The organism is Flavobacterium sp. LB2P53 (assembly GCF_003970305.1).
In the GTDB taxonomy this organism is placed as follows: domain Bacteria; phylum Bacteroidota; class Bacteroidia; order Flavobacteriales; family Flavobacteriaceae; genus Flavobacterium.
The window spans coordinates 278,840-294,880 of record NZ_RYDG01000002.1 but is presented as its reverse complement, the minus strand read 5'-3'; the positions used below and the strand labels follow the sequence as shown (position 1 = coordinate 294,880).

Below are 16,041 nucleotides of genomic sequence, written 5' to 3'. Positions count from 1 at the left end.
TGGCTTTGCAATTTTCTAAAGTGAATTTGTTTTGAAAGAATTTGTATTAAATACAATTTCTTATCAAATTGAAGTATTTAACCCTTATTTGTCATCATCATCCAGTTCGAAAAAATCATTAACTGATTTTCCAAACAACCTTGATAATTTTAGCGCAAGAACTGTTGATGGCACAAAGCGATTGGTTTCAATTGAATTTATAGTTTGCCTTGAAACTCCTATTTTCTCCGCTAATTCCTCTTGAGTTAAATTTAAAATGGCGCGTTCTACTTTTAATCTATTCTTCATTACACACCTTTTTTAAATTACTAAAATTCAACAATATGACAACGAAGAACATTAATAGTTAACTGCTATTTCCTCGTATTTTTTATTGAGTTACGATATTCTAAAAAAAATAGCATGACAAGAATTAGGTATCCTGCTGCTTTTATCCACTTGCTAATATTGTAGTCCGTAAATAATTGTAACGAAATAATAGTTATTGAAATCAAAATCAAAATTAATTTTATATACTTCATATCAATGATTTTAAATAGTTAGCAACCTATGTGTTTTTTAAACTTTTCCTTTTTGTTTTGATTTTGATTCCATAAAGTTAATTAGTTAAAGCTTATTTTCCATAAAGAACAACAAACTTGATTAAAAGACAAATATACTTTACTTTTAAACACAAAACTATATTTTCTCAAAAATTTTAAGTTTAAGAAAAAACTTCTTTTAAAACATCCAGCGATTTTGGTTTTTTGAAGCCGTCCAAGTGGAAACTGTAGTAATCGATCAGTATTCTTAAAATGATTTGCCGTTCGATGACATGGAATATTTTTTGATCGGTATCGAATTTCAAATCGATTAGTTTTTTGAACAAATTGCTTTCATGTTCCGTGAGCGAACTGATGGCATTGAAAGGCGTAAAGACACCTTCGTTCATTTCGAAAAAAGGCATGTCCATATCAGAAATATCCGGATAAAAACCCAGATATTTTGTGGTTTCTAATAATAAAATCAAATGAAAATTAGCAATTTCATCGTGATTGTCGAGCCAATGCAAAGCGGTTTCCAGAAAGGTAAACAGATGTTCATTTGCCTCTTCTTCGTGAATGGAATGGTGTAGCATTTCGGAAATGAACATTACAATCGTGCTTTTATAGATATCCGAATGTATCGAATGAAAAGGAGTCCCGATTTTTATTTCCTTGAAATTTTCTAAAGTACCTTTGTTTTTATGAACGGCTTCAATTTCGAGTATCGTCAAAGGTTGAAAATAAGCGATTTTTTGATTTGATTTTCGACTCGAAAAAGCATCCCGAACGAAGTACGATTTCAAGCCATGTGACAGCGTAAAGCATTTCACAATTAAGCTTTTTTCTTGAAATTTTAAAGATGAAAGAACAATGGCTTTGGTTTTTACGAGCACAATTTTAATTTAAAGATTGAAAAATTTAAAGATTGAAAAATTCATTCTTCTAAATTACCTGATTATCATTACTTTTTTAACTTTAGTTTCCACTCCGTCTTGCGCCGAAATAAATATCATGTACACCCCTGAGGCCACTTTATATTTCCCAAAGGCGGTGGTATCCCATTCTATTGTTCCACCCTCGGAAGTGGTTTCATAAACCAGATTTCCTCCAATATCAGTGATTTTAATGTTGGCTTTATCCAGTAATCCGGCAATTTTAACGGTTCCTTGGTATTCCGGTCGTACCGGATTTGGATACACATACGCGTTACTTAAATCATCATTAGCAGCAGTTGCAATTCCTTTGAAAGAAATCAGCCCTTTTGCAGTAGCAATAAAAACTTCGCCCGTAGCGCTATTGATCTCAATGTCATTGATCACATTGCTGGGCAACGGCGAGTTGCTTATTGTAAAATGATATTTGGTTTCCTGACCGTTTGGCGAGACTAAAAACAAACCGGAATCAGCCGTTCCTATCCATTTATTATTGGCACCATCAACAGCAATATCCGTAATAAATTGCTCGTATAACAATTCTTGGGCCAGATTATCGTCTGTAATAATTATGGGATTGGTCGTCATCTGGTCATCCGATTGAAAACTACTTACATTTGACAAAATTCGCAACCCTTTTGTAGTACCGATCCAGAGCTGGTTTCTGGTATCTATTGCAATAGTTCGAACATCCGAAACTGGTAAATTACCCAAATCAGCGCCTGTTGTTATTTTTTTAAATTTAGTGTTACTTTCGTTAAAACCAATCACACCATCACCATTCGTAGAAAGCCATTTGGTTCCATTTCTATCTATTGCAATTGTTCCAAAATTGTTGTCATTTGGCGAGTCCAAAATAGCATCCATCGCATAACTTTGCCATTGACCCGAAGGCCTCAAGACTTTCAATCCATTTTTTATTCGGCTGTTGGTAACCCAAAGATTTCCTGTTTTGTCAAATGCGGTTCCATTGATCCTAATGTCTTTATAATTAGGCCCTGCAAAGGTTAATGACTCTAAGCCGCTATTGGTTTGATTGTACAAAATTTTTGGTACGTCATTTTCTATTTTCAACAGTCCTGAGAAAAAAGAACTGGCATATACTTCGTTTTCATTGCTTGGATTAACTATTATTCTGGTCATTGATTGCGCTCCTAAAACTGCTTCATACGGAATATTTAACCACCCTGTAGCGCTAAATTTACTAATCCCATAACTGTCTAACGGATACGGATTATAATCGGACGTATAATCTCCGTAAACCCCCCAAAGCGAGCTGGGCGCCACCTGAAGCGAAAATATATTGTTTCTTGACGGACCAATGGGTGTTATGTTTTCAAAAGTTACCCCCAAAGAAAGCGTAGTTGTAGTCAATCCATTTTCTTTTGTTCCAATAAAAACAGTGTCGCCTATTATAGTAGCACACGTAAAACTAATATTGGGTTCCGGCAGTTGGTTGGTGTTTATTTGATGTACCAATGCCATTTGGCTGTTATAAATATAAATCCTGCTTAAAGTTGTAACTACTAAATAACCATCCGATGTTCTCATATCCAATGCAGGTTGAGAAAGCCGGACAGATCCCGCAAACGAATCCGTAACCAAATTAAATTTATGAATGTATCCCGAAGCGTCCACAGCATACAGATTTGAACCTACTGTTGTTATGCCAGACCAGATTCCAGAGGCTATTGTGGTCCATTGGTTAAAATCGACTAAATTCTTATTAGAAACAGCAGCTCTTTTTATTCCATTATTTGTGGCAGCATAAATAAAACCATTGTACAATGCGGTTTGGCTCACACTGATTTCGGCACCGGCATTCCCAATAAAATAAGTATCCCCAAATTGCATGGTGGCCAAATTAAATTGGACAATACCAAAATCACACGAGAGATAAGCTATCCCTTCAAATTCCATGAAATGATTGATTTTCTTTATATCCGAAGGAAGTTGTTTGTTGATAATATCGACTACATTGAGCATGCTTCCATCAACTTCATTAATCACGATTAGCAGTCCGTTTTCATATCCTACAATTGTTTTATTGGAGGCTGTACTATGAAATACCGACGAGATGGTTTGTCCGGAGAGTCCGTCTACTGTATTGGTGGTTTTGATTATATTACTGGTTGTGTTTTTAGAAAACAACGCATTTTCAGAAGCAGCAAAAACGGCTGTTGCAGATACGGAGACATCTTTTATTTCATTATAGGAGAAATAACCCTGCCACGACAAATCGTTTTGAGCAAAACCCATTTGCACAAAAAGTAGCAGCAAAAAAAATAAAACGCTCTTGTTCATTATCTGTATGACTATTGAATTACAAATATAGAACAAACGAAAGTCTTAGCATTTTGTTACACACAAAAAATGCCTTCTGTCCAGAATAAAGACAAAAGGCATTTTATACAATAATTAAAGCTGATTTACACGACCCCTTGTGCCAGCATAGCATCTGCTACTTTTACAAATCCAGCAATGTTTGCTCCTTTTACATAGTTCACATATCCTTCTTCGTCCGTACCATATCTTTTACATTGATTGTGGATTCCTACCATAATCTCTTTTAGCCTGCTATCTACTTCTTCACTGGTCCAGTTTAAACGAATAGAATTTTGTGTCATCTCTAATCCAGAGGCTGCAACACCACCTGCATTTGCCGCTTTACCTGGTGCAAAAAGGACTTTTGCGTTTAAGAATTCTTTGATAGCTTCTAACGTACATGGCATGTTTGCTGCTTCGGTTACACAAATAACTCCATTTGCAATTAAGTTTTTTGCATCTTCCTCGTTCAACTCATTTTGAGTTGCGCAAGGAATGGCAATATCTGTTTTTACTTCCCACACACTTTTACCTCTGTGGAAAGCGGCATTTGGATATTTTTCTAAATACGATTCGCATCTGTTATCGCCTCTTGCCCTCATCTCTAGCATAAAGTCAATTTTTTCTCCGAAAATACCTTCCTCATCATAAATATACCCATCCGGACCTGAAATAGTAACTAATTTTCCGCCAAGGTCATTTACTTTCAAAGCGACTCCCCAAGCCACATTCCCAAATCCAGAAATGGAAACTGTTTTTCCATTGATAGTTTGGCCTATGGTTTTAAGCATTTGTTCCGCAAAATAAACCACTCCATACCCTGTTGCTTCCGGTCTGATCAAAGAACCTCCGTAAGCCAGTCCTTTACCGGTTAACACTCCAGTAAATTCGTTTTTTATTCTTTTGTATTGACCAAATAGATACCCAATTTCCCTGGCTCCAACACCAATATCTCCTGCAGGAACGTCTAATTGTGGCCCGATGTGTCTGCACAATTCCGTCATGAAAGACTGACAGAAACGCATCACTTCCCCATCTGATTTTCCTTGTGGATCAAAATCCGATCCTCCTTTTCCTCCGCCCATTGGCAAAGTGGTCAGACTATTTTTGAATACTTGTTCAAATGCTAAAAACTTAAGCACTGATAAATTTACCGTATGGTGGAAGCGTATTCCCCCTTTGTATGGTCCGATTGCTGAATTCATTTGAATTCTAAAACCTCTGTTAACCTGTATTTCACCACTATCGTCAACCCACGGAACACGAAATATAATCGACCGTTCTGGTTCAGCTATTCTGAGAAGCAAATTTTTTCCGTCGTATTTTTTCTGTTCTGCAATAAATGGGATTACAGTTTCAGCGAATTCCCTAACAGCTTGAATAAATTCAGGTTCATTTGGATTTTTGGCTTCAACTTGAGCCATAAATTCATTTACTTTTAGTAACATAGATTATAAATAATTGATTAAGAAAACGATTTCGTTAAACTATACAAAGATACATTTTATAAAAATATTCAGACTTAGTTTTTCCACTTTATCAATAGAATTATTTTTTTATTACCCATTTGCAATCAATTGTGTATAAGATATACCATTTAATCTAAAATCACTATGACTTTCGTAAGTAAAACAAGAATTTGTAAACTTATTTATAATTTTATTTTTATTAGTGAATGATGTTTTTATATATTTGTCAGGATTAGAAAATTTATCCCCCTAATGATCAAACAAATAACCCTGCTTACCCTTTTTTTTTTGGGTTTTTACCTCATTCTAATGCACAATTCGGTGGTTTTTCGCATGAAATAGGAGTGGTTGTTGGGCCTGTTGCTTTTCAATCTGATTATGGGGAACGAAATGACCTTTCAACAAACTCAGGAAATACAGGTATAGGAATAGGGATTATTCATTATTTGAATTTTTCTTATAAAGCCGACTGTAGTTGTTATACCCCGGAAACGTATTTTAACAACCACTTCAAATTAAGAAGTGAGCTATCGTATAATAAAACCCACTTAAAACACTTTGGCGAATGGGTCGCTCCAGAGAAACCCTCACTGGAAGCAGATCAATTGCGCGCAATGACAGGAAGCACTGCTGTTACTAACATTGGAATGCAACTGGAATATTTTCCCTGGAGTATTCGTGATTTCAGTTCCCGAACAGGAAGCTTAGGGCCTTTTATAAGCCTGGGAGGTCAGTTTAGTTATTACAATGCAAAAGCTTCGTCCTCACTAGGCCCTTTAGGAACTCCGTTAACTACATTTCCTAAATATCTAACCCCAACTGATGGTCGTCCGTATGGGTTTTCTTCTGAAAGCGGATCTGTCTGGTCCGTGGTATCCAGCGTGGGAACCCGCTATAAATTATCTCCATTATCGGATTTAATGGTCGACTTAAGAATGCAGTATTATTTTTCCAACTGGGTAGATGGTTTAAATCCTAATCCGGAAATTTATAAAGAAAACAAAGCAAACGACTGGCTGGTCTGGTTTAATGTAGGGTATATTTATTATTTGTAATAATAATGGCAATACTTTTACACAACAAACCCCCAACTCTAAATTAGAATTGGGGGTTTGTTTTTATTTTGAAAAAATCTTACGTTAAGGCTTGTTTCAAATCTTCCAGTAGATCTTCGATATCTTCGATTCCTACGCTTAACCGGACTAAATCATCTGTGATACCAACTGCTGCCCGTTTGTCTTCCGGAATTGATGCGTGAGTCATCAAAGCCGGATGATTTGCTAATGACTCTACACCTCCAAGGGATTCTGCAAGGGTAAATACGTTAATTTTTTCTAGAAAAGCAATAGCATCTTCTTTTTTACCAGAAACAAAGGTAAACGAGACCATTCCTCCATAACCGCTCATTTGCTTTTTTGCAATTGCATGAAACGGATGGCTTGGCAATCCTGGATAATACACCGTCTTTACTTTTATATGATTGTCTAAAAAATCCGCTACTTTCTCTCCATTCTGACAATGTCTTTCGACACGCAAATGCAACGTTTTTATTCCTCTAAGCACTAAAAAACTATCCATTGGCCCTAATGTAGCTCCAGTTGCAAATTGTTGAAAATGCAATTGTTCCCCAAGCGCCTCCTCTTTTACAATTAAAGCTCCCGCAATTACATCAGAATGACCGCCAAGATATTTCGTCGCCGAATGCATGACAATATCAGCACCTAAGTCTAATGGTTTTTGTAAATAAGGCGTTGCAAAAGTATTATCAACTGCGAAAAGTATTTTCTTTTCTTTGGTGATTTTAGCAATTTCCTGAATATCTGCTAATTTCATCAAAGGATTTGTTGGCGTTTCTACCCAAACTAATTTTGTGTTTTCAGTTATCAATGACTTGAATTTCTCTATGTCATTCATATCCACAAAATGAAATTTTATTCCGGAATCTTTGTAAATACGGGTAAACATGCGATAGGTTCCTCCATATAAATCATCCATTGCTATAATTTCATCCCCTGCTTTGAAAGAACGCAAAACACAATCTGTAGCCGCTAACCCTGAAGAAAAAGCCAATGCTCGGGTTCCGTTTTCTATACTTGCTAATGCATTTTCCAGTGCGGTTCTGGTAGGATTTGCAGCTCTGCTATATTCATAATCCGGATTTATGGGTTGTCCGGGACTTGTTTGTGCAAATGTAGATGTTTGATATACCGGTGGCATAACGGCTCCTGTGCTTGGGTCATGGTGTTGTCCACCGTGAATCACTTTAGTATTAAATTTCATATCTTCTAATTTTAAAATGCTCGATTGTTTTACAAATTTACCGTTTAATTCATTCTTACCAAGCCTCAAGTAGGTACCATAGTATTTAATTATCTATTACAGGATGAAATACATTGTCTTATTTTCACTTATCCTTTTTTCTATCACACGGTGCTCTAATGAATTAGTTTTTGAATACCAGAATTTTGTAACAACAACTACATTACACTGCAAAAAGCCATGTCCTACAATAAGCTTAAAAATCCTAATAGCTAAAGAACTCCCAATTGTAGCAGACAGCATTAATAAAAAAGTATTTTCTGTACTGAAGAAAATTATTTATTTTGGCGAAAAGCCATACACTGCATCAAATCACAAGGAACTAACGACTGCTTTTATTGGTTCCTACGAAAAACTCCAAAACGATTTTCCGAATGATACCTTTGGATGGGAAGCTCAGGTTGAAGAAAGCATAAAATACAAATCTGAAAATATTTTAAATTATAAAAGCATGTCTGACCACCAGTCTTTCGGTTTAATTTACTCCAACAGAGGTCTTTTGGAGATCTGATTCTAAAAACACGAAGACAACTTGTTTTACAAATCAAAAATTCAATTAGTCTATAGCTTTAATTCGGGATACCATCAGTGCTATCAAAAATCCAAAAATACCTATAAATGCGAATGAAAATCGCAGACTGGACAACTCAGCGATGTACCCTATAATAGGCGGACCCATCAAAAATCCAAGAAAGCTTACGCTGGAAACTGTAGTTAGGGCTACGCTGGGAGAAACGTTTGGTGTTTTCCCGGCAACACTATATACAGTAGGCACAATAGTAGAAACACCTAGCCCTACAAACATAAAAGCGAGGGTTGCGGGAATAATAAAAGGAAAAAGTACTGCTGTAAAAAGTCCTGCCGAAATCATGATACCACTTATTTGTAAGACTCTTTTTCTTCCAAATTTACGGATCAGTCCATCCCCTAAAAAACGCCCACCTGCCATCATAATCATAAAAGAAGTGTATCCTAAAATCACTAATGGTCCGGGTGCTTTGATAACATCTTTGAAATAAACGCCGCTCCAGTCAAACATAACACCTTCACTGGCCATGCAACAAAAGCCAATGACACCAAGCCAAATTAAACCGCTATCTGGTTTTGAAAACATTTTTTTCTTCTCGACTTGGATCGTTTCTTTGGCTTTGACCAAAAAATTATAATTAAATGCCATCATCAATAGTACTATTCCGGCAACAATCAAAAAATGAACATACGGAGTCAACTCAAATGCCAGCATACCCAATCCTACTAAAGCACCTGTAAATCCGGCAAAACTCCACATCCCATGAAAAGAGGACATAATTGTTTTTTTGAAAAGTACTTCTGTGTAAACACCCTGTGTATTCACGGCTATGTTAGACAAGTTTCCAAAAATTCCAAACACGAATAATCCCAATGACAATTGCCAAGCCGCAACAGCCAAGCCCAAGTTTGTCAAGCTAAAAACATAAAAAAGCAAGGAAAAAATCAAGATCCGATGACTGCCAAAACGAGTGACCAATTTACCGGAAAAAGGCATCACCACCAGTTGTCCTAGTGGCAAAGCAAATAAAATACTCCCTAAATCCCCTTCGCTTAGGTGCAATGCTGTTTTAATATCCGGAATTCGGCTGGCCCAAGTAGCAAAACACAAACCCATACCAAAATAGAACATAGAAACTGCCCAACGAATTCTTTTCAGATACGAAATCTTAGCATCTTTATATGTTTTCTTGAATTTAGCTTTCGTTTTTGACCTTCCTAAAAAGTTTAAATCTATCAAAGTGATTTGTTTTAGAATTTTATTGTGCCAAAATTACAAAAAGCAACGATTGGTTGTGTCAGAGCCACACATTTGATGCAAGCTACAACGTTATTGTTCATAAAAAGTAATTCCCGCGAATTCACTAATTTTCACAAAAGTTTAAAAAAATTAGCGAATTCGCGGTACATTTTATAAATCTAAAATCGGTTTTTTAATAAAAAGACCGCTGATTCACTGATTTTATAAAGGCATATAATCAGTGAATCAGTGACTACATTTTTATTTTCGTAAAATACTTACTACAAATCAATTGCTTTTTTGTGAGCGCTACTCTCAATCGCCGCTTCAATAATTCGCATAACCTGAACACCCTCTTGTGCCGTAACCGGTTCTATAGATTCATTTGTAATCGAATGATATACGCCGTCAAAAAAGTCATAATAATTCCCTTGAAGCGTGGGTGTGATTTCCTGAACCGTTTTGCCTTTTATTTCCGTGTGTAACAACCCTCTTTTTTCAACTGATTCCGTTCCCCAAACATCCAGATTGGGTTTCATTCCTAATTTTAATTCGTCTTCCTGTACATCGCCACGCGGTTTCAGGAATGACCCTTTTTTTCCATGAATAATATAAGCGGGAATCGCTTCCCGGACAAAAAAACCCGCTTTTAATCGGACACGAAAGTTAGAATAATACAGTAAAATATCGATATAATCATCAACCAAAGAATGTTCCCGTGTGATGCGGATGTCAGCAAAAACAGATTGTGGCAATCCAAACAAGCACAAGGCCTGATCGATTAAATGTGGCCCTAAATCCTTGAGAATTCCAGCACCGGAATTGGCGGTTTCTTTGTGTTGTTTTGGACTCAAAAGCGGATTGTACCGATCAAAATGGATTTCGGCTTCTATAAGATCTCCCAAAACTTTCTCTGAAATGATTTTCTGGACGGTCTTGAAATCACTGTCCCATCGTCTGTTTTGAAAAACGGCCAGTTTCAATCCATTTTCTTTAGCGATAGCAGCTAATTCCTGCGCTTGGGCAACCGTTGTGGTAAATGCTTTCTCGACAATGGCGTGTTTCCCGGCCAACAGCACTTTTTTAGCATATTCGTAATGTGTCTCTACAGGGGTATTGACTACCACCAGATCAAGATCATCCTCTAATAGCTCTTCCATCGTGGCATAACTTTTCACCGAAGGATAATCTTGATGAATCAATTTTTTACTTCGTTCCCAAGAACCAAGCAGCTCAAATCCGGGATGAAATTCTAAAAAAGGAGCATGAAATACTTTTCCGGACATTCCGTAGGAAAGCAAAGCTGTTTTTATTTTTTGCATGGTAGTAATTTTCAAATTATTGGCGTATTATTTTTAAACATGTAAGTCCTGTAAGTTTTTAAAATTTAGAGGAGTACTATAAATTCTTCTCAACTCATTATCTTTTCAAAATAAAGATTCTTGTTTTTTTAAGCATTTAATGAATTTAAGTTCATAGAAGAATTAAAATGCCTTTATACAGTGTCACTTTATACTTTTTAAAAGTAAAACGTATTTGACTTATATGTTTCAAAATTTTACTTTTTTGCTCTTTCGTATTGTTTTGGCCATTCGCTCTCCGCCTTTAAGTCATGGGCAAATGTCAATCCTAAATTTGGATTTCTCAGGGACTCTCTGGCAAATAGCACTAAATCCGCTTTACCTGAAGCAACAATCTCCTCGGCTTGGGCGGCATCAGTGATTAAACCTACGGCGCCAGTCCGGATTCCGGTTTCTTTTTTTATGCTTTCTGCAAAAGGGACTTGGTAATTTGGTCCCAACGGAATTTGTTGGTGCGAAACTAATCCTCCCGAAGAAACATCAATCAAGTCCACTCCTTTTTCTTTTAGTATTTTCGAAAGTTGTACAGATTCCTCAGCATTCCACCCGCCTTCTGCCCAGTCTGTTGCTGAGATTCTAACGAATAAAGGCAAGTTTTCCGGCCACTCAGCTTGAACTGCTACAACGACTTCGAGTGTCAATCGGATTCGGTTTTCGAAACTTCCACCGTATTCATCGGTTCTAAAATTAGACAAAGGCGAAAGAAACTGATGCAACAAATACCCGTGTGCGGCATGGATTTCCATCACTTGAAAACCTGCTTGAAGCGCTCTTTTTGTGGCTGATTTAAAGTCGGAAACTACTTTTTGAATTCCTGTTTGGTCTAATGCAATTGGTATTGCTTCATTGTCATGATAGGCTACAGCACTTGGCGCTACTGGATCCCAACCGTCTTGTATTTTAGCTACTTTTCTACCTCCGTTCCATGGTGATGCGGCGCTGGCTTTTCTTCCGGCATGTGCCAATTGGATTCCGGGAATTGAATTCTGACTGATGATAAATTGATTAATTTGCTGCATTTTTTCGATTTGTTCGTCTTTCCAAAGTCCCAAATCGCCCGGAGAAATCCTGCCTTCTGGAGAAACCGAAGTCGCTTCCTGAATGATTAATCCTGCGCCTCCGCTGGCGCGACTTCCCAGATGCACAAGATGCCAATCATTAGCAAAGCCATCATGAGCAGAATATTGGCACATAGGAGAAATTGCAATTCTATTTTTAAGCGTGATGCTTTTTATTTGGAGTGGAGAAAATAATTGAGATGACATAGTAGTAATTTAAGTATGTAATTAAAATAAAGACAAAGGGAATTTCCTTTTAAAAAAAGTAAAGTTACGAGACAGCAGCGAAACGAGGGACTGAATTTTCATTAATTAACAAACATTTAAAACGGTATGGAACAATTATTGCAAAATATACAAATAGAAAACCCTACTTTTGTGAGTTTTAAAATCTAAATTAATAAGAGGATAGGATTGCTTCACTCCTCGCAATGACAAATAAATGGACATAGTTATCAAGCTTTCTCAATTTTTATTGAGCTTATCATTACTGATTATACTTCACGAATTAGGACATTTCATTCCTGCTAAACTGTTTAAAACCAGAGTCGAAAAATTCTACCTATTTTTTGATGTCAAATATTCTCTTATCAAAAAGAAAATTGGCGAAACCGAATACGGTATCGGTTGGTTGCCTCTTGGCGGTTATGTGAAAATTTCGGGAATGATTGATGAGAGCATGGACAAAGAACAAATGGCTTTACCCCCACAACCATGGGAATTTCGATCTAAACCGGCTTGGCAACGTTTGATTATTATGTTGGGAGGCGTTACCGTAAATTTTATTTTGGCTTTCATTATATATATCGGAATGGCATTTGCTTATGGCGATATTTTCATAGCAAATGCGGATTTGAAAGATGGAATTTGGGTAACAAATCCAGCTATTGAAAAAGCAGGAATACAAACAGGCGATAAAATACTCTCTATAAATGGAAAGAAAATGGAACGTTATGATGATATCTCTAAAAATTTATTCTTAGCTAAAGAAGTTACAGTTGAAAGAAATAATGAAACTAAAATAATTGAGTTTCCTATAAATATTATCAATCAAATAAGTAATTCTGGCGTTAAACGTACATTAGTAGAAATGAGGATTCCATTTATCGTTAGTGAGATTGAAAAGAGTTCTCCTAATTTTAAAACTATAAAATCTGCAGATATTATAACCCACTTTAATGGCAGCCCTATAAAATATGCTGATCAAGCAATATCACAATTTAAAAACTTTAGTGGGAAAACGGTTCCCGTAACTTTAAAACGAGATGGTAAAATCATTCAGACAACAGTAATATTTAATAACAAATCAAAATTAGGAATAGCTTACGCTTCAAGATTACCTTATTCTAATATTGAAAAATTGAATCTTTATAAAGTTAATCGTGAGAAATATAGTTTTGCAGAATCAATTCCAATTGGGATTAATATTGGTTTTAATGGATTAGTTGATTATGGGAATCAGCTTATAACGATATTTAATCCTAAAACTGAAGCCTATAAAGAAGTTGGGGGGTTTGCTGCTATTTTTAACATCTTTCCTAATACCTGGAGCTGGCAAGTGTTCTGGAACATCACTGCATTGTTATCCATAATGCTAGGTGTAATGAACTTATTGCCTATTCCGGCACTTGATGGAGGTCACGTTATGTTTTTATTATATGAAATCATCAGTGGTAAAAAACCAAGTGACAAATTCCTAGAGAATGCGCAAATGGTTGGTTTCGTATTACTTATAACACTGTTATTATTTGCTAACGGAAACGACATTTACAAGGCAATTGTAGGGAAGTAAAAAAAATTAAAAAAAAATTTATTTTTGCTTGCAGAAATCAAATTAAGCCCTATATTTGCACCGCTTTACAAGTGAAATAAACTTCATTAATAAGCACACAAAAACGTTCATTTTTTACCAGAATAAAAATATACAGTTTCCTTCTTAGCTCAGTTGGTTAGAGCATCTGACTGTTAATCAGAGGGTCCTTGGTTCGAGCCCAAGAGAGGGAGCTTTTTAAAAAGACTTTACAGCAATGTAAGGTCTTTTTTGTTTTAAAGCGGTAGTGAAATCGGGACTTCAGGGTGATTCAGTAGATAAAAGCTAATTCTAGATTTTGCCAAGTTACTAGGTTCGTTTATAAAAAAAAGGCACACTATTCGGTACCCATCTAAAATCTCGAGGTACCCATTTTATATTCTGACTTGTCATGCCAATTGTTTAACTCTAAAAAACGGAAACATGAATCAAAAAAAAACTACAATTCTAATAGTGCCTCTTGCCAAAAACCCACCTCCTTTTTTTAAAGAATCCTATCCTGCCTTTGCTATAATTTTACGCTAATAGTACATTAATTGTATATCTTTGAATTTCGATCACATGACTTATTATTTACAAATAGGTTCGGGAATAAATAAAGACACTTAATGCTGTTTGAACTTGCGGATTTTAATATCTTTTCTTTCGAATATACATCCAACACCTTTTGTTTATAGTTGCTTCGATTAAGTAAATAGTGTAAAAACGAACTAGAACTGACCTAAAAAAAACCAATACATAACCCTAAATTTAGATTTAATGAAGAAAATTCTTTTCCTCTCTCTCTTTTTTATACTGGCTTGTAAGCCAACTCAAAAAACAGTTATTCCGGCATGGGCCCCTTATGACGAAACCGAAGAACTAGCAAAAAATGCTACCAACGCATCAACAAGAATGCAATACAAATTGATCCAGTCAAAAATTCTGGATAAAAACACTATTTGGGAAAACATAACACAACAGATAGGTGCTTTTTCGGAGGACGATTATCAAAGACTAAAACCTTTAATCTTAGAACAAAACATTCCCACCATTCAATCCCATATTAAATCTGGCAGCCTTAGCTATGAAACACTGACACAGTGGTATTTATACAGAATTGTCAAATATGAAAATGATAAAGATAAGATGCTAAATGCAATTGTAGCTATTAACCCTGAAGCAGTTAATGAAGCACGAAAGAGAGATAAAAACAAATCCAATCACGACCATCCAATTTACGGTATTCCAATACTTGTAAAAGACAATACAAACGTTAAAGGCATGCCTACCACCGCAGGAACACATTTGTTACGAAACAATACCGCTGCAGATGCATTTATAATTACCCAAATAAAAGATAAAGGTGCTATTGTTTTAGGTAAAACAAACTTAAGCGAATGGGCTAATTTCCTTTTCCTGACTGGTCCTAATGGCTATAGTGCAGTGGGAGGACAAACGCTTAATCCCTATGGACGGAAAATATTTGACACTGGTGGTTCGAGCTCAGGAAGTGGTGCTGCGGTAGCCGCCAATTATGCAGCGGCAGCAGTGGGAACTGAAACTTCAGGTTCTATTCTTTCTCCTTCGTGGCAAAATTCAATTATTGGTCTAAAACCAACTACTGGTTTATTGAGCCGAACGGGTATTATTCCAATCTCAAGTACATTAGACACGCCTGGGCCAATGACAAAAAATGTTACTGATAGTGGAATCCTTCTTTCGGCTATGAGTGGAGAAGACAATAATGATCCTGCAACCAAGAACAATCCAAAAAACATAAAGTACCTCGATGATCTAAAGTCGGGAACGCTGCAAGGATTACGATTTGGTGCCATTAAAAACTTTTTAGGAGATTCAATTTATAAGCAGAGTATCAATACCATAATTAAGTTAGGTGGCATAGTCGTTGAATATGATCCAGAACCAATGAACTTCGACGGTTTTGGCACCATACTTAGTGCCGACATGAAAGTTGATCTTCCTAATTATTTGAATAAATATGCATCAAATGAACTTACTATCCGCTCTATTGCTGACATTATAGCGTACAATAAAAATGATTCGATACTAAAAATTCCCTACGGACAAGGACGTTTTGAACAAATGCTAGCCGAAAACACTACTGAAGCAGAATTACTGCAAATAAAGGCCAAAATCAAAAAAGAAGGAGTCAATTTTTTTGAAAAACCGATGGTAAAATACCAACTCGATGCTATCTTATCCATAAACAATAATAACGCCGGTCATGCCGCTGCGGCCAACTACCCTTGCCTTACTATTCCTATGGGTTACAAAACAACGGGAGAGCCATGGGGTCTTACATTTATAGCCAGACCGTATCATGAAGACAGCCTTTTAAAAATGGGATTTGCCTTTGAAAAAGCAACAAAAATTCGAAAATTACCGCAAGACTATAAATAGTTTTAAAAGATTAAAATTAAAACTACCCGCATCTATTAAATCACTTGTACGTTGGTTACAACTTTAATTTAA

At 36.1% G+C, this 16,041-nt stretch carries 12 protein-coding genes and 1 tRNA gene; 5 read left to right on the top strand and 8 right to left on the bottom strand.

Annotated elements, in window-relative coordinates:
- Positions 1–84: 84 nt before the first annotated feature.
- From EKL95_RS03800 to gdhA, 4 genes are all read right to left on the bottom strand, one after another.
- Positions 85–288 (bottom strand): helix-turn-helix transcriptional regulator, encoded by a 204-nt coding sequence (locus tag EKL95_RS03800; protein WP_126457642.1) that lies wholly within the window; start codon positions 286–288, stop codon positions 85–87.
- 415 nt (positions 289–703) lie between these two features.
- Positions 704–1,417 carry a DNA repair protein RecO gene (gene recO / locus EKL95_RS03795; protein WP_126561421.1) on the bottom strand — a complete coding sequence of 238 codons (714 nt, stop codon included), beginning with the start codon at positions 1,415–1,417 and terminating at the stop codon, positions 704–706.
- Positions 1,418–1,471: 54 nt separating this feature from the next.
- On the bottom strand, positions 1,472–3,760 hold the full coding sequence (locus EKL95_RS03790) for a T9SS type A sorting domain-containing protein (protein WP_126563580.1): 2,289 nt from the start codon (positions 3,758–3,760) through the stop codon (positions 1,472–1,474).
- A 125-nt stretch (positions 3,761–3,885) separates the two neighbouring features.
- Entirely contained in the window at positions 3,886–5,229 is a 1,344-nt protein-coding gene (gene gdhA / locus EKL95_RS03785) for an NADP-specific glutamate dehydrogenase (protein ID WP_126457645.1), read from the bottom strand.
- Positions 5,230–5,489: 260 nt separating this feature from the next.
- Here gdhA and EKL95_RS03780 point away from each other — a divergent pair, with 260 nt between their 5' ends.
- Positions 5,490–6,305, top strand: coding sequence for a THC0290_0291 family protein (locus EKL95_RS03780; protein ID WP_410503649.1), 816 nt, complete (start codon positions 5,490–5,492; stop codon positions 6,303–6,305).
- Between the two features lie 79 nt (positions 6,306–6,384).
- Here EKL95_RS03780 and EKL95_RS03775 read toward each other — a convergent pair whose 3' ends face one another.
- Positions 6,385–7,530 carry a cystathionine gamma-synthase gene (locus EKL95_RS03775; RefSeq protein ID WP_126563578.1) on the bottom strand — a complete coding sequence of 382 codons (1,146 nt, stop codon included), beginning with the start codon at positions 7,528–7,530 and terminating at the stop codon, positions 6,385–6,387.
- A 103-nt stretch (positions 7,531–7,633) separates the two neighbouring features.
- Here EKL95_RS03775 and EKL95_RS03770 point away from each other — a divergent pair, with 103 nt between their 5' ends.
- A complete protein-coding gene (locus tag EKL95_RS03770; protein ID WP_126563577.1) occupies positions 7,634–8,080 on the top strand; it encodes a hypothetical protein in 447 nt (148 codons plus the stop codon).
- A 45-nt stretch (positions 8,081–8,125) separates the two neighbouring features.
- On the opposite strand, the gene EKL95_RS03765 is transcribed toward EKL95_RS03770, so the two are convergent.
- The 3 genes from EKL95_RS03765 to EKL95_RS03755 all read right to left on the bottom strand — a co-directional run bounded on the left by EKL95_RS03765 (position 8,126) and on the right by EKL95_RS03755 (position 11,963).
- Entirely contained in the window at positions 8,126–9,337 is a 1,212-nt protein-coding gene (locus EKL95_RS03765) for an MFS transporter (protein ID WP_126452111.1), read from the bottom strand.
- A gap of 281 nt (positions 9,338–9,618) precedes the next feature.
- Positions 9,619–10,659: a Gfo/Idh/MocA family oxidoreductase gene (locus tag EKL95_RS03760; protein ID WP_126563576.1), complete on the bottom strand. Its 1,041-nt coding sequence runs from the start codon at positions 10,657–10,659 to the stop codon at positions 9,619–9,621.
- Between the two features lie 236 nt (positions 10,660–10,895).
- Positions 10,896–11,963, bottom strand: a complete 1,068-nt coding sequence (locus tag EKL95_RS03755; RefSeq protein ID WP_126563575.1) for an NADH:flavin oxidoreductase/NADH oxidase — start codon at positions 11,961–11,963, stop codon at positions 10,896–10,898.
- A 235-nt stretch (positions 11,964–12,198) separates the two neighbouring features.
- Between EKL95_RS03755 and rseP the strand changes: the two genes are divergently transcribed.
- The 3 genes from rseP to EKL95_RS03740 all read left to right on the top strand — a co-directional run bounded on the left by rseP (position 12,199) and on the right by EKL95_RS03740 (position 15,969).
- A complete protein-coding gene (gene rseP / locus EKL95_RS03750; protein ID WP_126457651.1) occupies positions 12,199–13,548 on the top strand; it encodes an RIP metalloprotease RseP in 1,350 nt (449 codons plus the stop codon).
- Positions 13,549–13,686: 138 nt separating this feature from the next.
- Positions 13,687–13,760, top strand: a tRNA-Asn gene (locus EKL95_RS03745).
- 565 nt (positions 13,761–14,325) lie between these two features.
- Positions 14,326–15,969 (top strand): amidase family protein, encoded by a 1,644-nt coding sequence (locus EKL95_RS03740; protein ID WP_126563574.1) that lies wholly within the window; start codon positions 14,326–14,328, stop codon positions 15,967–15,969.
- Positions 15,970–16,041: the final 72 nt, after the last annotated feature.

Coding starts and splice junctions, on each gene's coding strand:
- EKL95_RS03800 (WP_126457642.1), bottom strand. CDS start 288: ATGAAGAATAGATTAAAAGTAGAACGCGCCATTTTAAATTTAACTCAA.
- EKL95_RS03760 (WP_126563576.1), bottom strand. CDS start 10,659: ATGCAAAAAATAAAAACAGCTTTGCTTTCCTACGGAATGTCCGGAAAA.
- EKL95_RS03790 (WP_126563580.1), bottom strand. CDS start 3,760: ATGAACAAGAGCGTTTTATTTTTTTTGCTGCTACTTTTTGTGCAAATG.
- gdhA (WP_126457645.1), bottom strand. CDS start 5,229: ATGTTACTAAAAGTAAATGAATTTATGGCTCAAGTTGAAGCCAAAAAT.
- EKL95_RS03755 (WP_126563575.1), bottom strand. CDS start 11,963: ATGTCATCTCAATTATTTTCTCCACTCCAAATAAAAAGCATCACGCTT.
- EKL95_RS03770 (WP_126563577.1), top strand. CDS start 7,634: ATGAAATACATTGTCTTATTTTCACTTATCCTTTTTTCTATCACACGG.
- rseP (WP_126457651.1), top strand. CDS start 12,199: ATGGACATAGTTATCAAGCTTTCTCAATTTTTATTGAGCTTATCATTA.
- EKL95_RS03775 (WP_126563578.1), bottom strand. CDS start 7,530: ATGAAATTTAATACTAAAGTGATTCACGGTGGACAACACCATGACCCA.
- EKL95_RS03740 (WP_126563574.1), top strand. CDS start 14,326: ATGAAGAAAATTCTTTTCCTCTCTCTCTTTTTTATACTGGCTTGTAAG.